The organism is Butyricimonas hominis, from assembly GCF_014287455.1.
Classification (GTDB): Bacteria; Bacteroidota; Bacteroidia; order Bacteroidales; family Marinifilaceae; genus Butyricimonas; species Butyricimonas muris.
The window spans coordinates 280391-303308 of sequence record NZ_JACOOH010000007.1; the positions used below are offsets into that span (position 1 = coordinate 280391).

Consider the following 22918-nt stretch of genomic DNA (forward strand, 5'->3'; position numbering starts at 1 on the left):
GTTATTTAAATGCTTGTTCCAACTTGTAGAGTAGTAACCGGTAATGCTGGCGGGTATCCTCAGAACCCGTGTTCGCCTTACTTTTTACCAGAACTTGTATTCTCTTCAACATATCGAAATACAGGTGATCCAACGGCTCAACGACCATATTGGAATTGACGTTCACCCAGTAACCGAAACCCTGCCGCTCGAGATACTTCGGTAAACTCTCCGGAACCGGAACCGCTTCCCCGCAAGCCTCTACCGTTTCCTGATTGGTAAACATACCTAACCATTCAGCGGGAAGAACACCGTATCTCTCTCTGCTTAAAGCCTTCACGCACTCCGGGGCCTCTATCATCCGGCTCACGGACGCCACGGACAGGGGATCGCCGGATATTCCTTTCTTCGCCACCCCAGAGAACAGCATCACGTTAGACAACAGTTTCATTTGCAGATTCTTTTCCGGCACGGTGAGTGTTTTTCCTTTTTTGGTCGGGGCAAACACGAAATCCTGCACGTCCGCCAAGAACTCCCGCGGAGTGTATGTTTCCGGGTTCTCGTCCTTCACGGCACTCAACGCCACGGAAGCCAGACGGGACATCACCGCCCCGAATATTTTGTCTTCCAACTCGGAAGAAATATTACTCATCAACGGCCATTGCGCCTGCATCTTGGCAGCATTCAACCAATCCATGTTCCCGATCTGTTCCAACAGGAAACGAAGAGCCCGTTGCTGTTTCTCTTTCGGCACGACCGCGAAACTCGGCAACTCGTCCCCGTCATAACGCTCGTTCAGGTATAATCCCCCGATATTCAATAACACGTGATTCACGTAACGCACGTACTGGTAAACGATCTCGTTATACATTCCCTGACGGAAAGTATAGTCCGGGTCATCTTTCCCCACCCAATCGCTCATGTTATCCAATACATATTTCAGGTTCTTCACTCCATAAGCAGACGATTTCATAGCGTCATCCCCCAAGTCTTCCTCCACGGAACTCGGGTCAAAACGGGCAAAAATCTGTTGCTTCCCGTAACGATACACCGGGTCCCCCGACTTCTCGGTAATCCATTGATTCAGCGTCGGCACCTCTTCTTTAGCACTCTTGGCATCCAATAACGGGGAGTACAACCATTTGATAGCATACAAATCATACACGCCCAAGCGCGGCGGGGTCAATTTCACCCCCCGTTCTTTATCACCGGGTTGCGCCACGTAATTGTTACGGGCGTAATCCATGATCGAGTACGTCGTCCCGTATTTACCCGTGAACGACGGGGAGCGCAGCGAATCCGTCGGTATGGCTGCCGAACCGGACATATTGTGCATCAACGCCAGACAGTGTCCTACTTCATGCGCCACCACGTAACAGATACATTCCCCCAAGGTTTCCTCGTCGAACATCACCTTGCGCACGTCAGCGTCAGCGGGAGAAGTCTGCAAGAAACGCCAGTCCTGCACCAGTTTCACCAGATTGTGGTACAAGTACACCGAGGCATTCAATATCTCGCCCGTCCGGGGATCCGTCCACGAGGGTCCCATGGCGTTCGCCACCGGCGACGGGGAATATCGTACACAGGAATACTTCAAGTTATCGGGATCAAACGCGGGATCATCCATTGGAAACTCCTTCGCGACAATCGCGTTTCTGAATCCTATTTCTTCAAACGCCTTTTGCCATTCCTCCACCCCGGCACGGATATACTTTTTCCAGCTTTCCGGGAAAGCGTTATCCACGTAGAACACGATCGGTTGCTTCGGTTCCACCAATCTCCCCTGCCTGAAAGCAATCTCGTCAGCAGGTTCCAACCGCCAGCGATTCGCGTAATACCTTGGCTCTATGCCCTTGTTCTCGTGACTGAAAGCGGATTTATTACTGTAAAATATCCCGATCCGCGGGTCGGCAAAACGGGGACGCATCGGCTCCTCCGGCAACAGCACGAAACTACGGGTCAATACCGCCGTGAACGGTAATTTATATATATAATAATATCTTCCGTCCCGCACGTTCACCTCGTAACTCAGGGAAGACTGTACACTCACGTTATCATCAAAAGCCTTTACCTTGCCCAACTGGGATTTATCTTTCTTGAACTCTTTCACAATCCAACGCCCGCCCCCCAATATCGGTGCGTAGGGCGAAAACGGGGGCATCTGTTCGTTATCCGCCAGAAAGAACTCGCTCACGTCAACCACGACCGCCGTACTGTCCGGATTGTAAGCCTGAATACCAAAATTATGCATCACGGCGGGACGGGTACTCTCGGCAATACGCTGCCTCAAACTTTCCACGTCAGTTTCGTAAGACGTGTTCACCTGACGTAAACTGATAATGGAGTCCGTCCGGGTAAACACCACGTGCAACGGGTCTGTCGGCTTTTCCCCCACGCTCCCGAACCAGTTACTCGTGGTTTCCGAAATCGTGGAACCCAGCAACATATCCTTGTTCAACAAGTTAAACGGAATCTCGAAATACACCTTATTATCCGTCTTGTGGATTGTCAATAACCCTTTTACCGTTTCACAGGCTTTTCCCTTAAATAATTTCTCGTAAGGAGTTTCCTTTTTAGTTTCCTTGTCTTTAGCAGCCGCTTTCTTTTTCCTCGCGAACACGGTATCCCCGCTCCCTAGAGCCAAAGCCGCCACCAGCAAGAAAGAAATCCGAATTGATTTGTTCATAACTTCTTCATTTAAATTTCACACGTGATATTACACCAACACGTACTTTACACTCTTACGCGAAGGCAATCTAAAAAAGAAGGATGTGCCGATGTATCCATCAAGAACAGGAGTCCCGTGACACACCCTTCCGTTTATCTATTACTTATAAAACACACTAATACAAATCCACATACGTATCCGTGGCAAACTCCATCAAATCCACGACCTTACCACCCACGTTTACCTTTGTTTCCTCCATAATCACGGGATTCGCGATATCCGTCAGATCAACCAAAAAGAAATCTCCGTTCTCCAACCCGATTCCCAACCTGTTATAATTAATATTATACGCGTTATAACGGACCACCGTAATCTCGTGGTCGAAAGTCATAAACGGGTAATCCACGTCGTTCACCCGATTCACGTAACGCAACTCGTTTCCCTTGGTATAAAACGTGTAAATATTCGAATAAGGTTTATAATCGGCAGCTGCCGTCAGGAATTTCGTTCCCTTAGGCAAATTCCCACCCGGGAAACGTATCAAACTGGCGTGTTCATGCTCCACGCAAAGTCCGTTATTCTTATTCAACACGAAATCAGCCATCCATGTATCGCCATTCGCGTCATTAAATATCATAGAATACATCTGATTATCACCGTATGGTAGATTTTTATGAGAAGACGCGTACAAATGCAACACTTCCGTTCCAGCGGGCATATCCCACACGGGAAGCGGATGATTTGTTCCCGCAATATACGTTACCGGCAATATACTGAAAGGAGCTCTCATCCGAATCATCAACACCCTCCTATTCAACTCGTCGTAACACGGGGAAGTAATATTTGAAGGGGTTCTTCCCTGACCGAAATCCGTCACCTTGTATCCCTTCTCGTCTACCACGTACGGGTCTGCCAGATACTTACCGCCCAACCAGTTATCACTCATAATCCGTCGGAACAAACGTCCGTCCTCCGTCGCTATCCATGACACCTGTCCCCCGTGGAACACGTTGGAAATATTAAAGTTCGCCGGAATCCCGTCTTCAAATTCCTCTTTCACGTCCCCCACCGCCAATAAATTCTCATTATTCAACGTGTAACCGGACTGACTCGTGACAATCGTGGTCGCCCCCATGGGTGCAGATATATGCTTTGCCACGTGGTAACGCAATCTGCGAGGAGTGCCCGGCAATTTCATCCCGGGGTTCAACTCTTCATAAACGTTATCATACAACGTGTAAGTCGTCGTCGACATTCCCCCGACAGTCCTTCTCTTTATTTTATAAAAAGAAAGTTTCGAGTCCGCCCCGTTTTCCGAAAGAATCAGCCAATCTCCCTTGTAATACATGGGGCGGATAGTCAACCACGTGCGAACCATATACTTTATATCGGTTGTTTTGTCTATAATCGCGTAAGTACCGCTTCCGCCCGATGTTTCGGAAAAAGGCAGATTCAACTTCTTCACGATAGTATCCGCCGGCATTCTCAGATTCCGGTCTTCGGAGAAAAGAGTCCCGTTAAACCTCCACTCGTAGCGGGCGTTTGCCAATGCCGTCGCCGAATCTTTATCAAAACGGAACGGCACATTCACGTTAATCGTATCCCCCGCGTACGTGGTAATGTATAAAGGACTTTGCGTGTAGTTCCACAACCATGTCGGCTCGTTTGTCTCTTTCAGATCATAATTTCCCTCGTCTTCAAAACATCCCGTCAGGAAGAAGATAAAAAGGAAACATCCTATTGTTATCAGATTCTTCATACTCTCTCGTTTTTGATAATTAAATTGCGACCTTCATTATACTTCCGTCCTCTTCGGTAACCGGCGGATTTTGCTCACTCAACCAAGCCTTGAATTTCATCACCAGCTTGATCGCCTGATCCGGACGCTCCTGTATCAAACGGGCACTCATCTCCGCATTCGTGTCAATCTCGTTCAGGAACAACTTGTATTTCTTCTCGGAATAAGTACCCAACAGATTATTTGTCACTTCGGTTGTCCACCAATCCGGTTTTATCGCTATTGTCGATACAATAATTTTTGCCCGACAACGTTCATACTGCCCTAACCCTATCATCTCATTCGGTACCAATTCCACGATCAACCTCACGGGAGCGTCGTCCATCCGGGCACTACGGTGTATTTTCACGAAAACCGTGTCTTTCACTTCCGTGACGTCCTCCCCGACTGTGGTCGATTTAAACGTGTACACTGGTTCCAGCGTGTATTCCTCCCCAACGGCTGTCGTCCCGTCTGCCACCGTTTTCAACCCGAAAGTGACATCAGACGTCAGAAGTCGTCCGGATAAACACACGACCAGAGGAATCTCTATATCCCGCGTACCGTCCGGATAAAAGAAATAAGAAATAACCGTGGAATCAGCCGAGGCCGTACCCGGGTATACTTCGTCCATATAAAATTTCTCGAAAAAGATTTCTCGCCCGTCGTTAAAAGTCGGAATCTTCTTTTCCGTACAAGCAAAAAGCAAAGCCGGTAATATAAATAATATACACTTTTTCATATCTCTCAATTGAAAAATTATTACAATGATTCATTCGTTGGTATCGGTAACAAATATTCAGACCTGTTTAGCGGTCGAATAACATTTCTACCAAAATTCACCGCGGCGTTCAACCGTTTATATAAATAAAACAACTGTCCCTCGGCAATCCACTCCCGGCGGGCATCACGTATCAGTTCCTCCTCGAATTCCGCCCAATTCGATATGGAAATTGCCTCGGAACAACCTCTCCGGCTCCTGATCTCCGTCAAGATACTTTTAGCCTCTGCAAAATTTCCTTGCCGGGCATAATATTCAGCCATAATATAACGCATCTCGGTAGCGCGGATAACGGGAAGTATCGTCACGTTATTATCTCTCACTGACTCGTTCTCGCTATAATACCATTTTCCGGAGAGAGGATATTGACCGTTCCCGTAAAAGATCATATTCAAAGAACGATAGTCAAGGACAGACTCATCCGTACCCTCGCGGGTTTCAAACGTCTTCTGATTCGTCCTGTTTATGACCAACCACGTCGGGTACCCGTTCGATTGCGGGGTAAAGAACTTCGACAAACTCAATTCATCATAAGCCTTTTCATTATAAACGGCAAAAATCAAATTACTCACCACCCGCAGATCACTCTTTGAGTTCCAGTTCGTGCTGGTCACTCCGGAATAATCATCGATGGCGAAAGCCTTCTGCCAACCGTAATAATCCTTCACCTCGAAAGCCATCACTTCCCGGGCGTATTCGAAAGCCTTTTGTTCCAACTCGGCGTATTGACATACCCGTGCCAGCAATGCCGTTATCGCGTAGTAATTCAACCGATACCCCCGCCCCTTGAAGAAATTCTCGATTCTCAAATTACTATTGTCATAGATTTCCGTACCGAACGAAAACGTGTTATAGAAACGCGCTTTCCCGGTAATCAACGTCCCTACGCCCACGTTACAGGTATCCCATTCCGCGACCAGCGTTCTGGCATACTCCAAATCCGTGATCACCTTGTCCAGAAACGGTTTGACCGCTATCGGGATAGCCGTGATATCGGGATAAGTTTCCACGTAAGGAACATAGATTTTCCCGTCATCATTCACCGGTGACGGGGCAAACAACCTCAACATATCAAAATGCATCAAAGCCCGGCACGCATAAGCCTCTCCCAAGATCAGATTCTTCTCCATTTCCCCCTGCGCGAACAAGTCCGGCGACTCGTTCGCCACGTTCTGTATCAGATTATTTGCATTCGCCACCACGTTAAAGGCTTGTCTCCATGTACTTTCTATCAGCGCGATCGCATCCGTCGTCATGTAATTAAATCCGGCGATATCCACGTATTTCTGGTCATAAGTGATAGTAGTACCCAAATCCATCTGGTACTGTTGGGAAATACAATCCACCATCCCGAACGACAACTCCCGCCCGTACAAACTGGCAGTTCCCATAGTTTTATACAATCCGTTCAGCGAGGCACGGTACCCGTCCCCAGAATTAAAAAGCTCGTCCTCCGTCACCTGCGTTTCCGGCTTCAAATCCAACCAAGAATCACAAGACACGAGGAAGAATAACGATGATATAATAATTATATTTATACAGGTTTTCATATCTCTAACTTTTAATTAAAAACCAATACTCAAGGTAAAACTGTAATTCTTGGCATACGGGTAATTAATACCCCGTTCCTCTTTCACCGTCGACCACCGGCACAAGTCATTAGCGTTAAACCGCAATCCCAATGAAGTCAATCTCCATTTCGAGATCATCTCTCTCCTGAAATCATAACCGACGGACAAACTGGCAAACTCCACGATATTTTCATCCTGAACGAAACGAGTCGTCGGGCGGGTTGATATCTGCTGTCCCAAGTCATAGAACGGAGCTATGTCTCCCGGTTTCCTCCACCTGTCGGAAAGCACCCTTTTGTCCACGTTACTAGTTTTGATATCAACCTCTTCTACCTTCTTCAACAACGTTTCGTTATACGTCTGTCCTCCCCACTGGTACCGGAAAGCGGCATTCAGATAAATCCCCTTGAACCCCACGTTAATGGCAAAAGTACCCTGAGCATCCGGAGACTCATCTCCCACCACTACCTGATCGTCCGCGCACCACGTGTAAGTACTGGTTCCTCCTTTTTTAATAAACTTCTCTTTCCCGTTTGCCGGATCAATTCCCGCAGAACGAACAGCATAAATTGCCGTTGTCGAGGCTCCCTTGTAATACTTCCGGAGGGGGGTCGCTTTCAACGCACTGTACCCGTAGCGGGCCTCGTAATTCTCGTCAATAGCCTTGTTATAAGCTTCAGAAGCAGCACCCAGTTCCGTAATCTCGTTTTTATTCGCACCCAGATTCCCGATCAAAGTAATCACCCAATCTTTATCCCTGTAAACGGTTGCCATCAAATCCAACTCAAAACCTTTGTTCACCACTGCACCCGAATTAGAACGATACTCGGAAAAACCGGAAGAAGGGCGTATAGAAATCTGATCGATCAAATCCTCTGTTTTCTTGTTATAATAATTGGCAGAGAAAGTAATACGATCATTCAGGAATCCCAACTCGATACCGGCATCTAATGTTTTCGTCGTTTCCCATTTCAACTTCGGGTTACCCAAGTACACCAGATAAGCGGCAGGCCCCGTGTAATACCAACCATCCGCATCAATCTCGTAAGTGGTTACAGCCGTGTACGAGGGGAAATTCACCTTACCCGTACTTCCATACGATGCACGTACCCGCAACTTGCTCAATATCCCGTTATCTTTCAGCCAGCTGTAATTATGCACGTTAATACCCGCGCCAAATGACCAGAACGGGGCAAAACGCTTGTCCGAGCCGAACTGAGAGGAACCGTCCAACCGGAACGAACCGTCGAACAGATAGATATCGTTAAAGGAATAGTTCACAGATGCCAAGAAACCGAATAAACGGCTTTCCGTCTTGCCAACGGTAGTCTTATCCGGTTGTAAAGCCGCGAATGCCGCACTATGCAGGTTACCCAACTGAAATCCTCTAAAACCCATATTATGACTTTCCGAATGATCCTGTTTCGCGTTGATACCCAACGTGGCGTTTATAAAATGCTTGCCCAGCGCCCTGTTGTAATAGAACATGGCGTTCACGTTCCAATTATACCCGCTACTCAGGTTTTTGGTCAAACGCCCCTTTTCCTGTGCGTCATAATAATCATAAGTCGGATCGTTCGGGTCAGAGAAACTCTCCGTCGTCTGTTCGGTCTTCGTTATACTGAATTGTCCCTTGAACTGTAACCCTTCCAGTATGTACAGATTAATACTGAAATTATCCATAAACTCGTGGTAACGGCTCCGTCCCGAATAACTTCGCAAATTTTTAACCTTCCACAACGGGTTTATCGCCCCCGCAAACCCCGAGAAATTCTTCAGCAAATTCCCGAAATCGTCATAAATCTCGTAATAGGGAAGTAAATTAACGTACGTACTGAACAATCCATAAGGAGAATCCTCCGAACGGGTAGAATTGTAGGACACGTAATTCCGGATTTGCAACTTCTTGTAACGGTAATCCAAAGACATCCCCGCCCCCATGCGGTCACGATAAGAGCCTTTCATCGCTCCCCCGTTACTGTCATAATTAAAATCAATAGAGTAACGGATGCTCTCCACCCCACCTTCTACATATAACGTGTGCTTGTGATTGAACACGTTACGTAAAGGTCGAGCCAACCAATCCGTGTCAACCCCTCTCAGTATCTTGTTCTTCACCGTGTTATAATCAATATCCAAACTGGCTTGAGTACTCGTGTTATCCGACGTGTACACGCCCGCGAGCCGCTCCGCTTCCAATTTCTCGACGGCATTACACATATTATAATCGGACAAATCCGGCAACACGGCACCGCCCGTAAAATTATAAGAAATACGCATTTCTCCCGGTTTCGGGGCTATCGTCGTAACGACCACCACACCGTTGGCCGCACGGGAACCATACATGGCGGTCGCCGCGGCATCCTTCAATATCGTGACATTCTCCACCCGGTTCATATCCATGTCGTAAATCTTCTGCACGCTCACCTCGAAACCATCCAGAATAAACACGGGCAAATTAGGATTATCCGTCAGATTCGTCCGTTGCGTCTGTTTCATATACTCCGTTTCCAAACTTTTATTCATCCCGATACTCGACTCGCCGCGGATATTTATCTCCGGCAAGGCGTTCGGGTCTGACCCCCACAATGAATTAGGCCGGATACGGAAAGAAGGGTCAAAATTCTGTAACGCCGAAATCATATTCTGGTTATTCGCCTTTAGCAACTGATCCCGGTCCACGGAAGTCACGTTACCCGTGAAACTCGATTTTCGGATATTCGCATATCCCGTCACCACAACATCTTCCAATGCGATCTTATCCTCTTTCATCGCCACCCGGAGAGCCTTGCGAGTTTCGCCTTTCTTTAGGGCAGCGATCTTCACGTATCGCGTTTCCATCCCGACAAAAGTAAAAACCAGCGTTGCCGTATCAACAGGCAAAACAATACTGAACCCGCCATCGATATCAGTAGCGACACCCACGGTCGTTCCCCTGATCACCACCGTTACCCCCGGCAACGGCTTCCCCGTTTCGTCCACCACCGTACCTTTCACCGACTGGGCAACATTTTTCTTGTCGGTCGTGTCGCAGGCAAGCACCTCGTTCGTTTTCCGGATAACAATCAATTTATCCTCCACGAAATAAGTCAACCCCGTACCTTTCAAGCATTCGCGGAGAATCTCGTCTATTTCCACCGCCTTAAACCGCTTGTTCAACTTGTTGACACTCGCCACCTCGCTGTCCTTGTAAATAAAATAATAATCACTGTGCTGGCGAATCTCTTTCATTAAATCCTCGAATGTCGCGTTCTTCAGGTTAAAACTGAACACCACATGTTGCGAATGTACTGCCGCAGATAAATGCATAGCCGTACAAAAAAGGAAAAGAGCTAGAAAACGCATAGTTAATAAGATTTTTCGTATCCCCGACCAACGGAGATAACATTCTCGATTTTTTTTCATACATTTGTACCATTATATGATTAAACAATGCCCGCCCGGTTGCACCCGGTCGGGAGTCATACATGAGCGGTTAGAAGTTGCACCTTCCTATCGCTCATTTGCTTTACTCAGCCTCTACAACAACGGTCTTCCCTTGCACGGTAAACCGCACTCCACCCAAACTCTCGAACACGTTCAGCAACGTTTCCGCATTCTCGTAACGTTTCAATCTTCCGGAGAATATAATATCCTTCACCCCCGCATTCTGGTAAAATACCTCGACATCATACCACTTGGATATCAACGTCATGATATCCTCCAAACGTTGGGATTCAAACAAATACACCCCGTCTTTCCAAGACACGAACAACTCGACGTCCACTTTCCGCACATCGTTCCTCCCGCTCGCCTTATCATACACCAGTTGTTCCGACGGGCTCAACACGGCAACCTCTCCCGATGAATCGTCCACTTGCACGGCACCTTCCACCAGTGTCGTCATAATACACTCCTCGTCACTGTACGCCCGCACGTTAAACTTCGTTCCAAGCACTTTTATATCAATCTTCCCCGTGTTCATGATAAAAGGTCGCCCGGCATCTTCCGCCACCTCTGCGAATACCTCCCCGCTCACCCATATCCTGCGTTCTTCCCCCAAGAATGCAACGGGAAAACGGATTGAACTTTCCGAATTCAACCATACCTTCGTCCCGTCGTCCAAAGTCACGTTGAACTCCGCCCCGCGGGGAACCCGTATCGTGTTGTACACTTCCTCCTCGACAGAACTCGTGTCCTTCCCGGTATAAACCAACCCACCCCGGTTACTCACGATTCGCTTACTCCCGTCCACCACCGTAAAATTCTCCCGGTTCAACGCCTTGCTACTCCCGTCTGACAGCGTCAACGTCGCCATCGACTTGCCCGGCAATAAAGTCATCTCTCCCGGGTACTCCTGCCGCACGGAGTCCACCCGCTGTTCCAACAAGAAAAAAGTCACCAGCAACGGCAGAATCACCACGGCTGCCGCGGCTGCAATACGCCTCCACTCGATACGCCGCTGATGCCGTATAGCACGCCTCAACCGATCAAAATTATAATACTCGTCGAACCGTCGGTAAATGGCCTCCTTGTCCCGGTATGAAGCAGCCGCAATCAACCGTTCAAATACCTCCCGGTGTTCTGCGGCAGCTCCCAACCATCGGGTCAATTCCCCAAGTTGCCCCTCCGTGATCGAACCGTCAATATAAGCATAAATAATATCCGCGATTTTCAAATTCTCTTCCGACATATTCTATTCTCTTTTTAACCCTATAACACGAAAAAGTACACGGCATACTATCCATACCCACATTTTTTTTCCAACTCTCAATTGTCCTTACAATTGAGAGTTGGAAAAGTTGCAGGTTGCATTTGCCTTCGGCAAGTTACAGGTTGCTTTTCAAGACGGTATTTTAACTCCTCCTCTGTTCATCGAGCAGGAAAAAACTTGAATTAATTAATATGATTTACATCGACAAAATAAAAAAGAAACAACAGGAATATCTTGTCTTTCAACCGAGCACGGAGAATCTCCCGGGCACGGGCACGCTGATTGCGTACCGTGTTTTCCGACACTTCCAACACTTCGGCAATCTCCGATATGGACATATCCAGCAAGGTAAGGTTAAAAACTTTCTTCATTGCCTCGGGCAAACGCTCCACCTCGTTCCGGATCCGGCGATGTAACTCTTCCTCGATCACGAAACAATCATCCTCCTCGACAAAAGTTTCCGGAACCGTATCATTCAAGGAAATCTTTTTCACCCGCGCCCGATCCCGATTATAATTCAAGCAGGCATTACGCACCGAAAGATACATGAACGAACGCAAAGAATAAATCGCCTCGAAATCCTCCCGGCGAGCCCACACCTTTATAAATACTTCCTGCACGATATCGGCAACGGCTGCATCATCTTTGACAAAGCGACTCCCGAAGGCACATAAGGCATGAAAAAATAAGCGGTAAACCTCCTTTAACGCCTTTTCCTTACCTTGATTCAAATCCCGAAGTATATTTATCTCCATATCAACCATTACGTTCTTTCGCTAATTCTCACAAATATATAAAAAAACCTAATACTTTATACAGAAACCAAAATAAAATATACTTACCTCCAATTCAAACGAAATCCTATTTCTTTGATTTTTAATCACCTGACAAGACACTAAAAATATTTTGTATCATTCAACAATTTTTTCTCCAAATAATTTTGCTCGATAGTACAAAACCCCTATATTTGCATCGCTTTTGAAAAAAATTCCTTAGTAGCTCAGTTGGTTAGAGCGGCGGACTGTTAATCCGTAGGTCGTAGGTTCAAGTCCTACCTGAGGAGCCAAGCAGGGTGAACCGACAGAAATGTCGGTTTTTTCTTTTATACAATTCTTCATTCCAACCTCCTTTTTGAAAGAGTCGGGATATTCTCGCGAAGAAAGACGTGTAGAACGAGCGTCCGCAGGGGAAGATAGGGGGTTATCTCGCACGTGAAATAATCGTTCTCCGAAAATTTCGAATTATCCTCCCGCTCGAAGAAAGAGTACAGGTGCACGCATGTTCCCCGCGCCGGGTCAAGGGAGAACACGGTTTTTCCGTCACCTCTCCACACCCCGCCCGTTCTTGCTGTATAGCCTTGCCGCCCGCCTCCACGAGGACACCTCTCCCAGTTCCAGCAGGAACTCAGTCACCAGTCGTTTCCCGTTGGTGAATTTGTTTATCGCTTGTTCCCGTCCGGGGGTACGTTTCCATTTTTTGCCGGACACGTTCCTGTTTCTCCTTCTCCGGATAACGGGATTGCCCAGCCGCCAGTAGAGAGTGGCGGTGGTTCCCCTGACCGTTTTTTCCCATGTAATAATTCTAAATCTGTTCTTATCATGATACTCTCTTTTCTTGTATAATAGATTTTTCGTAAAAAATACCCCCCCTTTATAACGTAAAAAAAAATAAAAACGGGATGTTTTTTTTGATTTTCTGCCTGGCAAGGGGGTATTTCTCCCGTTTGAATGCCCGGGGTGAGGCTAACAGGTTGCCCGCTCGCTCAAGGAGTTCGCGAGGATGTCACGTTTTTCCGGGGAGTACCGTGAATGTGCTGTTATCGTGCCGTTAAACCGCCTTGTCGGGTTAGCGGCAATTCAAGGGCAGGTTAAGCGCAACAGTACCGTCCCCCCCCCTGTAAATAAACAAGAAACAATAAAATAACCTGCAACTTGCCGAAGGCAAATGCAACATGTAACTTGCAACTCGCCGAAGGCAAATGCAACATGTAACTTGCAACTCGCCGAAGGCGAAAACTACACTGTCTCCGGTCTTTTATAAGGTATTCTAAAATAAACCGTCGTTCCCTTACCGGGTTCCGAGGTCAAATAAATTTCTCCGCCCAACAACTCGATAATCGCCTTGCATATCGGCAGACCGAGTCCCGTTCCCTGCACGAACTCGTTCGCCTTGAAAAACCTGTCGAAAACACGCCCGAGAGATTCTTTTGATATTCCGATACCCGTATCCTCCACGAAACACTCGATCCAGTTTCCGTCATCCGATACTTTCGCACCGACAGCAACATGCCCGCGGGAAGTGAATTTCTTTGCGTTTCTTACCAGATTCAAAAACACCTTTGTCAACTTAATCTCGTCAGTTATAACCAGCAACTCTTCCCGTGGTCCCCGTTCAATAAATTCTACTCCTTCCGCGGCGTTCAAATGCCCGACATCCAACACCGAATGCACGAGAAAACGCATATCACACACACCCGGGTAACACGTTTCCTGCCCCGCTTCCAGACGCGACAAGTCAAGCACGTCATCCAGCAACCCCAACAAATCCCTGCTGTTATTTGAAATTGAATCCCTGAACAACTTTCTCTCCTCGTCCGAATACCCTTCCTCCGTCATCAAATTGGTGAAGCCAACAATACTGTTCAACGGTGTTCTGATCTCGTGTGAAATATTCGCCACGAAAGCGGATTTCAACCTGTCCGACTCCTCCGCCCGCCGCAGGGCGCTCGCCAACTCCTCTTCCGCCTGTTTATGCTTGTCGATACTTATGCCCATCCCGTAAAGATACTGCACCTTCTTCCCGTCTGCCATCACGACTATTTCCATGACACCCCGGCTTGCCCACCAGTGATAATTCCCCGTTCGCGAGAAATCAACCCGACATTCAATGGCAAATTCTTTCATCTTCCCCTCCAACACTTGCCGGAAAACAGAGATGACGCTATCCCTGTCATCCGGGTGAATATGTGCCACAAACTTGTTCAAAGTATTCAGGTTTTCCTTCACGAACTCGTCTTCGGCAAAGCCCTCGCCGATATTCAATATATCATTCTCGACATCGTAATACCACGAGAACGCCTGTAGAGCGTTCACCGAAATACGCAGGAATTTCTGTTGCTGCCACTCCCTCGTTATATCCCGGAACATAATCACCGCACCGTAAACCTCGTTATCGAAGTTCAACAAAGGAGAGATGCTACCCGCCACCTTTTGTATCGGGGCATCCCCACCGGGAATCAACACGGTATCCAAAGCCAGATCCTTACGCGCTTTCTCCCGCATCACGCCTTCCGCCAACTCCTCGATACCATGCCCCACTTTATCTCTGGCGACTTCACAAACCTCGTGAAGCGGCTTCCCGATAATCTTCCCCGCAAGTCCCAATCCCTCGACAGTGGCGCGATTCAACTCGATAATCCGCAATTCTTTATCCACGACCAGAATACCCTCGCTCATGGAAGATAAGGTGTTCGATAAGATTTCCGTTTTTTCTTTTAACATAGTTGCCATTTGCTGGGCTGCCTTTTCGAGATACCCGCTCCGGCGTAACATTTTCCGGTAACGCAACTGGTACAAGACCAAACATACCAACATAAATACCAGAACACAGAAGACCAAGCATATAGCCACGATGTAAGTTTTATACGTGATCCAAAACGTACCCCGGTTATTCAAAATCACCTTGTCTGACGGTAGTTCGGAATGTTTCAAACGCCACATTCTTAACAGATTATCATCGAACACGTGAACCGGCTTCAACGTGTCGACTGGAATAGAACGAACGGACGTCCCTTTCAACACGTCCACCGCCATTTTCCCCAGCCGGGCACCTTGCCGCTCTAGTGTAACAACCACACCCCCGAAAACCCCTTTCCCCAGACCGCGGTCAAAAGCCGTGAAAACCGGTACCGCGGACTCGTTCGCGTACGTGGCGTAATAAATATCCGGATTAAGATAGTCCCCGTCTTCCCCCTGTTGCCAAGTGGTCAAAATAACAAACGAAAGCGGGAATATATTCTGTAATTCACTCGTGAAAGCATCCACTCCCATCGTGGTATCGCTCACGAAATAAAGGGGAAAATCTTTCGTGTACTTCTCCAGTTGTTTCCTTGCCAGACGAGCTTGAACCTGTCCCTCCTCCGTCCGGTCCGAATAGACATATACTTGCTGCACCTCAGGGAACAACTTGCGTCCGGACAAGAATACTCTCTCGTAATCAACCGGATAAACCACTCCCGTCACGTTATCCCGACCGGATACACACCGGTAATCGGTCATCCCGCAAAAGATAACGGGAATCTCCCGGGTCAAAGGAATATTTAAAGAAAAAAGAGCGGCGGCAGCCTCTTCGTCCGACGCCACGATTAAATCCATATCTCCTTTTATATCCCTCAAGCAGGAATCCAACACCCGACGCCTCTCTTCCGCGTTCAACACTTTCTTGGCTCCCAGATAGATTTCTTCCAGTTCCATCTTAAACGGGGCTGAACGGAATTGTTGGATGAAAGATACCGACATCCTTTGATTCGCAGCTTGCCCTGCTTGATTCGAGCTAATAAACAATATTCTCTCGCTCGCGGGAGCAACCGTCGCTCCTCCTTGGGCACGAAACACGAATCCACTTAAAAATATTACCAATAATAATCGGATTATTTTCATCAAGGAATATTTTATAACAACCACAATATTTATTTTGTAAAGGTAATGTTTTTTAGTCAACAATTATCCAAGAATAGCCTATTTTGTTATTTCTTCGCTCGTGTAAATTATTTATACATCCAAATAAACTCACCATACAGCTACTTAAAAAAGGTAAAAACAAAGCGGCTATCACCGCGAAAAATAATTAATACATTATACTAAAGATAAAATCCTATCATCAAGACGTACCATAAATATTCTCTTTCAAGTAATTCCAAATATTATATATCAATCTGGTATACAGTAAAATATACCACTATTCAAGCCTACTGTCCAACCCGGTTCATATCATATTCCCCCTATATTGCTTGAAACACATATTAAAATCATTGTTGTTTTTTCAAATATTTATTATATTGCAGGACAATCTAAAACCAAATAAACATTATGGCAACACTAGAAATTAAAGGAAAGATGTTTGAAGTGGATGGTGACGGTTTCCTCACCGATCCTGCAATCTGGAACGATGAGGTAGCACAATTATTTGCCGAAGCGGACGGAATCAACGAGTTGACGGATAAACATTGGGCTATCATCAAGATTATCCGCAACAATTTCGAGGAGAAGGGGAACGCACCGATGGTCCGGACTATCTGCAAAGAAACCGGATTGAAACTGAAAGAAATTTATGAATTATTCCCGTTAGGACCAGCCCGCGGCGCATGTCGGGTAGCAGGTCTGCCAAAACCGGACGGGTGCGTTTAAAATACACGACTATGTCTTGGTATATTTGGACCTCGTTGGCTGCACTTCTCTTTTGCGTGGTGCTGTTAGGGGGATATTTCCTACGGCTTTTGAAAAAAGGGTCGCCGAAAGACCTTTCCCAAAAATCCGGGAATATTGCTCAAGCAGTCTGTTACTCTTGCATCGGAGCCATGTCACCCGTGCAAAAAGAATCAGCTTATTTACACCTGCCCACCTATTCGGCAGGTATTATTTTTCATATAGGAAACTTCTTGGCATTGCTCGTGTACGTAATTATCGCCGCATCGGCAATCTTCAGCCTCGTGATTCCTGTTGAAAGCGTAACGAACTTGGTCATCATCGTGCCGGCAGCCGCGATTCTAGTTGCCGGCATCTGTGGACTATCCTTATTCATTAAACGTATCGTGAAAAAAGAACTCCGGGAGCTATCCTGCGCGGACGATTACATTTCCAATTTTCTCTGCACGGTCATGCTCTTCGTTTCGGCGTATTCCCTGTGGATGTTCCAATTCGGGGCGGTATACTTCGTCACGATGGCACTCCTTTTTATATGGATGCCGATCGGTAAGATCAAACACGTGCTTTATTTTTTCTTCGCGAGATACCATTTAGGCTTTTTCTACGGCTGGCGTGGAACATGGCCTCCTAAAAAAGCTACCGTATGATGAACAATATCACGAACGAACAAAAAGCCAAAGCCCTTGCCGTCCTCGACAAGACGAATGACAGCAAGCTGGAAACCCACTTGAACTCATGCGTGCGTTGCGGGCTGTGCGCAGATAGTTGCATGTACTATCTCACCATGAAAGAAAGCAAGTTCATCCCGGCGAGAAAAGTAGACCTCGTCAGCTCCATTTACAGGCGCTACCGGACATGGCAGGGAGCTGCGTTCCCAAAATTGTTCCGCGCCCGGGAATTGAACCGGGAGACGTGTGACGAGATGATCGATTCCCTTTTCGGGGCTTGCACCATGTGCGGGCGCTGCGTGAAACATTGCTCTATCGGGGTAGATATTCCCTTCGTGGTGAAGAAAGGAAGGGAAATGCTCGCCGAGATGGGCATGGTGCCGAAAACCCTGCAATCCACGGTTGACGCGGCGGTTAACACGGGCAACAACATGGCTATCCCCACGGAAGAATTCGTGGACACGATTCAATGGATGGAAGAAGAATTGCAGGACGAAATGGAAGACCCGAAAGCAGGCTTGTTCCTCGACCGGACGGACAAAAACGTGTTTTACACCGTGAACCCGCGCGAACCGAAGTTCTTCCCGCTCTCCATCGCCGCCATGGGCAAAGTGTTCTACGCCGCCGGTGAGGACTGGACGCTCTCGTCCAAGTACTACGACGTGACGAATTACGGCTACTTCAACGGCAACAACGCCGAGGCAACCCAAATCGCCCGTAACCTCTACGACGAGATACACAAACTCAATTGCAAACGCCTCGTGCTGGGAGAATGCGGTCACGGTTCCCGTGCCATGCGCTGGGAAGGCCCGAACTACCTCAAAACGAAGTACGATTTCGACACGATTACCGTGGTTGAATTGATCGGGGAATATATCCGTGGCGGACGCATCAAACTGGACAAGACGCTCAACGATAAAGTGGTCACCATACACGACCCCTGCAATCTCGTGCGCAACGGCGGATTACTCGATGAAATCCGTTTCGTCGTGAATGCGGCGGCAGCCCACGTGGTGGAAATGACGCCCTACGGCACCGACAACTTCTGTTGCGGCGGCGGCGGCGGGGCTCTTGCCATGAGCGAGTACAACGAACGACGCCTCAAAATCGGTAAAGTCAAAGCCGACCAAATTACCGCCACCGGGGCACAAATCGTGGTCACCCCTTGTCACAACTGCGTGGACCAATTAACGCAAATCAATCACACGTACAATCTGGGCATTACCATAAAGACCGTGGCGGAACTGGTCGCAGATGCCCTGATTATTGAAAATGGAGAATTGAAAATTGGAAATTAAAAATAAAGAAACTCCTCCGGCACTCCGTGCCTCCTCCTCTATAAACAGAGGAGAAGCTGGTGACTAATTCGCAGGTCGTGAGTAATTCAAATTTTGAACAAAAAAATGGTCGGCTTGTGCGGTTGGAATTTAAAATCTAAAATTTAAAATCTAAAATTAATTAGGATCTAAAATTAATACAAGTTATGAGCAAATTAATCTACTTAGACAATTCAGCAACCAGCTTCCCGAAGCCGGACGTAGTTTATGATTTCATGAACGACTTCTATCGCAAACATGGTGTTAATCCCGGACGCTCCGGATTCGATGCTGCCGTTGAAACGGAAGAAGTGGTGAACAGCACCCGCAAGATGCTGACGAAACTCTTCAACGGGGGAACAGACCACAACCGTTTGACGTTCAGCTACAACGCCACAGATTCATTAAACCTCATCATCAACGGTCTGGTGGAGAAAGGCATTCACGTGGTTTCCACCATGCTGGAACACAACTCGGTATTGCGTCCCCTCAACATGCACCATCAAAACGGTACAATTGACGTGACTTACGTTTCTTTTGACGAGAACGGTTACGTGCATCCCGACGACATCAAAAAAGCGATTCGACCGAATACCAAATTCGTGGTGGTTACCCATTGTTCCAACGTACTGGGAACAATCCAACCCTTGGCTGAGATCGGGAAGGTATGTAAAGAAAAGGGTGTGATATTCGTGGTTGACGGCAGTCAGGGTGCCGGAGCCGTGGATCTGGATATGCAAGCCTCGAATATCGACGTGTATTGCTTCACCGGACATAAATGCCTCATGGGCCCGACGGGAATCGGCGGTTCATACGTGCGTGAAGGCATCGAGATCAAACATACCCGCGCCGGAGGTACCGGAGTACGTTCCGCTTATCCCGTGCATCTGGATGAATACCCGTATCGTTTGGAATACGGAACGTTGAACCTGTTAGGCGTTGCCGGATTGAATGCCGGGGTAAAATGGATTCAAGAACAGGGTATCATGAATATACACCACCGGGAAATCCAATTATGGGATAAACTGCGCAAAGCGTTACAGGACATCGAAGGTGTTACCACTTATTGCGCCAATAGCCCCGAGAACAAAAACCCGGTACTTAGTTTCAACATCAACGGATTCGATTCCGCTGACGTGGGTACCATGCTCGACGTGGACTACAATATCGCCGTTCGTACCGGATTACAGTGTGCCCCGAAAGTACACGAGGTGATCGGCACGTTCGACCTCCACGGCACCGTCCGCATGAGCATCGGCGCCTTCACCACGGAAAAAGACGTGAACACGGCGATCGAGGCAGTAAAGGAAATTGCCGCTATCAGAAACTAACGCAAGGGAAATTTTAGGAACCCAAGGTCGACTTTATGGACTTTACTAGAAGGGGGTGTCAAAATGACTTTTGACACCTCTCTTGTTTTCAAGCAAATAACACTTTCGAATTTTTTCCCCGAATAAAGTACGATATATTCATTTTCGAATACGTTATAAGTAAAAAATGATTACTTTTGAGGCCATTAAAACAAACATTAAAATTAGCGATATGTACGGAAAATTTCAAGACTTTTTAAAGACTGAATTACAGTCGATAAAAGACGCCGGCTTATACAAAAGCGAAAGAATTATCGTGACCCCGCAAGACGCGGAGATTAAACTTGCCACGGGAGAAACAGTGTTAAACTTTTGCGCGAACAACTATTTAGGACTTTCTTCCAACCCGACAGTCATCGAGGGTGCCAAGAAAGCATTGGACAGCCGCGGTTACGGTATGTCTTCTGTACGTTTTATTTGCGGAACTCAAGATATACACAAGGAACTGGAAGCTAAAATTTCTCAATTCTTCGGCACGGAAGACACGATCCTCTACGCCGCTTGTTTCGACGCTAACGGCGGGGTATTCGAACCGTTATTTGGACAGGAAGATGCCATCATCTCCGACGAGTTGAACCACGCTTCCATCATCGACGGAGTTCGTCTTTGCAAAGCCGTACGTTACAGATACAAACATGCCAACATGGCTGACCTAGAGGAACAATTGAAGATTTCTCAGGCTCAACGCTACCGCATCATCGTTACCGACGGTGTGTTCTCCATGGACGGGGATATCGCCAAGATGAACGAAATCTGCGACTTGGCTGAAAAATACAACGCACTCGTAATGGTTGACGACAGCCACGCTGCCGGATTCATCGGTAAAACAGGACGCGGTTCAGCCGAACACCACCACTGCATGGAACGCGTGGATATCTTCACCGGAACCCTCGGTAAAGCTCTCGGTGGTGCCATGGGCGGATACACGACCGGTAAGAAAGAAGTGATCGATATGTTGCGCCAACGTTCAAGACCTTACCTGTTCTCCAACTCCTTGTCCCCGGCAATCTGCGGTGCATCTATCGCCGTATTCGATATGCTGACAAAAAGTACGGAATTGAGAGACCGCGTGATGGACAACGCCAACTACTTCCGCGCTAAATTGACGGAAGCCGGATTCGACTTGAAACCGTCCGAATCAGCCATCTGTGCCTTGATGCTTTACGATGCAGTGCTTTCACAACAATTCGCTGCCGAACTGCAAAAAGAAAACATCTACGTTACCGGATTCTACTACCCGGTTGTACCGAAAGGACAAGCCCGCATCCGTATCCAATTGTCAGCCGCACACACTCGCGAGCAACTGGATCGTGCCTTGGCTGCCTTTATCAAGATCGGTAAGAAACTCGGGGTTATCAAGTAAACGAGATAATCTTATATACAAAAAGGGCGTGATTGTGCACGCCCTTTTTTCATTACCCGCTTTTTAATTAGCGTATTCCTCTTTTATCCTTTTCACTTCCGTGTAAACAAAATCCCCCTGACCCATGGATTTGACAGCTAAGTCGATGTATTTTCTACCCTCTTTTTTCTGCCCGGACAAGAAAAGTATCTCCGCGTAATACGCCATCCCTACCGCATCTTTCTCGTCCAACTTCTCTTTCAACCATTTCAAGGCTATATTTCTTTGTTCCCGATTCTGTGCCTTTTTCCCCAATTGATGGGCGTACGATCTTGCCAATGTACCGTTTTCCTGTTCCCCGTATATGGGGATTAATTCCAACAAAGCTTCCAAATACAGATCGTCTTTGCGGTATCTTTGGGCATAATACATTTTCCGGTTAGATACCATTTCTTTAAAATTCTTCTCTAATGAAGGGTATTTCACACACAAGTCGTTATAAATACCATCCCATTCCGGCATTCTAGCGGAGTCATTCACGAGAGGCAAAACCATTTCCCGCTCGATAAGCCCCACCACTTTTTTCTTGGCACTGCCTTCCCCCAGAACGGCATCCACTTCTTCCGGGTGTTCCAGAAAGAACCTAAAAGTTTCATCCCGCGTACCGGACATGAAATCATTGGCATAACGGATTCCTTTCTCCAAAACCCGCTCCTCGGGAGTAATGGTCTGCCAGAAGACATTGGCGACCTTCATGGCATTCACCCCATCCCGCCGCATGGCGAAATCAATTGACAGGTCGTAGAGAAATTCCACGTCCCGTTCTCCCGCCTCAAATGCACGTAAACGGGTGTACAACTGTTGCTTCTCGTCCAAAGCATTCTTTCCCAACTCGATAAAAGCACCGGCATTATTCGTCGCTCCCGACATGGAATGCACAATCTCCCCTTTGGAATTAAAGAAAAGTAAAGTCGGTACACTCTGTATCTTGTAGGTCTTTTGTATCTTTTCCGCTTCTTGATACCATGCTTTGACATACTCGTCATCGTTTGCCGTTTTATTAAGTTGTAGCTTCACGCAAACAAAATGCTCGTTAAAAAAGTTCCCGACTTCCTCGTTCGGGAAAACGGCTTGTGCCATAGCTTGACAAGGTCCGCACCACGTCGCCATGACATCCATAAAGATGTATTTATTCTCTCGTGTAGCCTTTTTCACGACCTCTTCCCAACTCATGCTTTTATCAAACCGGATACCTTTATTCTCTTGGGCAATTGTCCCCACCGGAAACAATAAAGCCAATAACACGAGCACTTTAAACCTCATAACTGTT

16 protein-coding genes and 1 tRNA gene are annotated in these 22918 nt (G+C 47.3%); 6 read left to right on the plus strand and 11 right to left on the minus strand.

The features are described from left to right. Position 1 precedes the first annotated feature (1 nt). The 7 genes from H8S64_RS16365 to H8S64_RS16395 form a co-directional block, all read right to left on the minus strand. Positions 2-2665, minus strand: coding sequence for a zinc-dependent metalloprotease (locus tag H8S64_RS16365; protein ID WP_186977467.1), 2664 nt, complete (start codon positions 2663-2665; stop codon positions 2-4). A gap of 157 nt (positions 2666-2822) precedes the next feature. Next, positions 2823-4406, minus strand: coding sequence for a PKD-like family lipoprotein (locus tag H8S64_RS16370; protein ID WP_186977469.1), 1584 nt, complete (start codon positions 4404-4406; stop codon positions 2823-2825). A 19-nt stretch (positions 4407-4425) separates the two neighbouring features. Further along, entirely contained in the window at positions 4426-5166 is a 741-nt protein-coding gene (locus tag H8S64_RS16375; RefSeq protein ID WP_186977471.1) for a DUF4843 domain-containing protein, read from the minus strand. A 20-nt stretch (positions 5167-5186) separates the two neighbouring features. Continuing rightward, the gene (locus H8S64_RS16380) at positions 5187-6755 is read right to left on the minus strand and encodes a RagB/SusD family nutrient uptake outer membrane protein (protein WP_186977473.1); all 1569 of its coding nucleotides are present in this window, start codon (positions 6753-6755) and stop codon (positions 5187-5189) included. A gap of 15 nt (positions 6756-6770) precedes the next feature. Next, a complete protein-coding gene (locus H8S64_RS16385) occupies positions 6771-10181 on the minus strand; it encodes a SusC/RagA family TonB-linked outer membrane protein (protein ID WP_186977476.1) in 3411 nt (1136 codons plus the stop codon). A gap of 103 nt (positions 10182-10284) precedes the next feature. Next, positions 10285-11448, minus strand: coding sequence for a FecR family protein (locus H8S64_RS16390; RefSeq protein WP_186977478.1), 1164 nt, complete (start codon positions 11446-11448; stop codon positions 10285-10287). Between the two features lie 203 nt (positions 11449-11651). After that, positions 11652-12224 (minus strand): RNA polymerase sigma factor, encoded by a 573-nt coding sequence (locus H8S64_RS16395; RefSeq protein ID WP_186977480.1) that lies wholly within the window; start codon positions 12222-12224, stop codon positions 11652-11654. Positions 12225-12458: 234 nt separating this feature from the next. On the opposite strand from H8S64_RS16395, the gene H8S64_RS16400 reads away from it, so the two are divergent. After that, positions 12459-12535, plus strand: a tRNA-Asn gene (locus H8S64_RS16400). Between the two features lie 48 nt (positions 12536-12583). Here the strand turns inward: H8S64_RS16400 and H8S64_RS16405 are convergent. The 3 genes from H8S64_RS16405 to H8S64_RS16415 form a co-directional block, all read right to left on the minus strand. Continuing rightward, complete coding sequence (locus H8S64_RS16405) at positions 12584-12802, minus strand: hypothetical protein (protein ID WP_186977482.1); 219 nt, start codon at positions 12800-12802, stop codon at positions 12584-12586. Next, entirely contained in the window at positions 12789-13175 is a 387-nt protein-coding gene (locus H8S64_RS16410) for a hypothetical protein (RefSeq protein ID WP_186977484.1), read from the minus strand. The genes H8S64_RS16405 and H8S64_RS16410 overlap by 14 nt, the downstream gene beginning before the upstream one ends. 309 nt (positions 13176-13484) lie before the next feature. Further along, positions 13485-16127 carry a sensor histidine kinase gene (locus tag H8S64_RS16415; RefSeq protein ID WP_186977486.1) on the minus strand — a complete coding sequence of 881 codons (2643 nt, stop codon included), beginning with the start codon at positions 16125-16127 and terminating at the stop codon, positions 13485-13487. A gap of 429 nt (positions 16128-16556) precedes the next feature. Here H8S64_RS16415 and H8S64_RS16420 point away from each other — a divergent pair, with 429 nt between their 5' ends. The 5 genes from H8S64_RS16420 to kbl all read left to right on the plus strand — a co-directional run bounded on the left by H8S64_RS16420 (position 16557) and on the right by kbl (position 21609). Beyond that, positions 16557-16874: a TusE/DsrC/DsvC family sulfur relay protein gene (locus H8S64_RS16420; protein ID WP_186977488.1), complete on the plus strand. Its 318-nt coding sequence runs from the start codon at positions 16557-16559 to the stop codon at positions 16872-16874. 11 nt (positions 16875-16885) lie between these two features. Then, a complete protein-coding gene (locus H8S64_RS16425; protein ID WP_186977490.1) occupies positions 16886-17539 on the plus strand; it encodes a hypothetical protein in 654 nt (217 codons plus the stop codon). Then, on the plus strand, positions 17536-18858 hold the full coding sequence (locus tag H8S64_RS16430; RefSeq protein WP_255469576.1) for a (Fe-S)-binding protein: 1323 nt from the start codon (positions 17536-17538) through the stop codon (positions 18856-18858). Before H8S64_RS16425 ends, H8S64_RS16430 begins: the two co-directional genes overlap by 4 nt. Positions 18859-19043: 185 nt before the next feature. Next, positions 19044-20207, plus strand: a complete 1164-nt coding sequence (locus H8S64_RS16435) for an aminotransferase class V-fold PLP-dependent enzyme (protein ID WP_186977492.1) — start codon at positions 19044-19046, stop codon at positions 20205-20207. Between the two features lie 211 nt (positions 20208-20418). Next, the gene (gene kbl, locus H8S64_RS16440; RefSeq protein WP_186977494.1) at positions 20419-21609 is read left to right on the plus strand and encodes a glycine C-acetyltransferase; all 1191 of its coding nucleotides are present in this window, start codon (positions 20419-20421) and stop codon (positions 21607-21609) included. Positions 21610-21672: 63 nt separating this feature from the next. Here kbl and H8S64_RS16445 read toward each other — a convergent pair whose 3' ends face one another. After that, positions 21673-22911, minus strand: a complete 1239-nt coding sequence (locus H8S64_RS16445; protein ID WP_186977496.1) for a thioredoxin family protein — start codon at positions 22909-22911, stop codon at positions 21673-21675. Positions 22912-22918 lie beyond the last annotated feature (7 nt).

Bases quoted from the DNA above. Each gene is read 5' to 3' on its own strand.
- H8S64_RS16365 (WP_186977467.1), bottom strand. From the start codon at position 2,665: ATGAACAAATCAATTCGGATTTCTTTCTTGCTGGTGGCGGCTTTGGCT.
- H8S64_RS16370 (WP_186977469.1), bottom strand. From the start codon at position 4,406: ATGAAGAATCTGATAACAATAGGATGTTTCCTTTTTATCTTCTTCCTG.
- H8S64_RS16375 (WP_186977471.1), bottom strand. From the start codon at position 5,166: ATGAAAAAGTGTATATTATTTATATTACCGGCTTTGCTTTTTGCTTGT.
- H8S64_RS16380 (WP_186977473.1), bottom strand. From the start codon at position 6,755: ATGAAAACCTGTATAAATATAATTATTATATCATCGTTATTCTTCCTC.
- H8S64_RS16385 (WP_186977476.1), bottom strand. From the start codon at position 10,181: ATGAAAAAAAATCGAGAATGTTATCTCCGTTGGTCGGGGATACGAAAA.
- H8S64_RS16390 (WP_186977478.1), bottom strand. From the start codon at position 11,448: ATGTCGGAAGAGAATTTGAAAATCGCGGATATTATTTATGCTTATATT.
- H8S64_RS16395 (WP_186977480.1), bottom strand. From the start codon at position 12,224: ATGGAGATAAATATACTTCGGGATTTGAATCAAGGTAAGGAAAAGGCG.
- H8S64_RS16415 (WP_186977486.1), bottom strand. From the start codon at position 16,127: ATGAAAATAATCCGATTATTATTGGTAATATTTTTAAGTGGATTCGTG.
- H8S64_RS16420 (WP_186977488.1), top strand. From the start codon at position 16,557: ATGGCAACACTAGAAATTAAAGGAAAGATGTTTGAAGTGGATGGTGAC.
- H8S64_RS16425 (WP_186977490.1), top strand. From the start codon at position 16,886: ATGTCTTGGTATATTTGGACCTCGTTGGCTGCACTTCTCTTTTGCGTG.
- H8S64_RS16430 (WP_255469576.1), top strand. From the start codon at position 17,536: ATGATGAACAATATCACGAACGAACAAAAAGCCAAAGCCCTTGCCGTC.
- H8S64_RS16435 (WP_186977492.1), top strand. From the start codon at position 19,044: ATGAGCAAATTAATCTACTTAGACAATTCAGCAACCAGCTTCCCGAAG.
- kbl (WP_186977494.1), top strand. From the start codon at position 20,419: ATGTACGGAAAATTTCAAGACTTTTTAAAGACTGAATTACAGTCGATA.
- H8S64_RS16445 (WP_186977496.1), bottom strand. From the start codon at position 22,911: ATGAGGTTTAAAGTGCTCGTGTTATTGGCTTTATTGTTTCCGGTGGGG.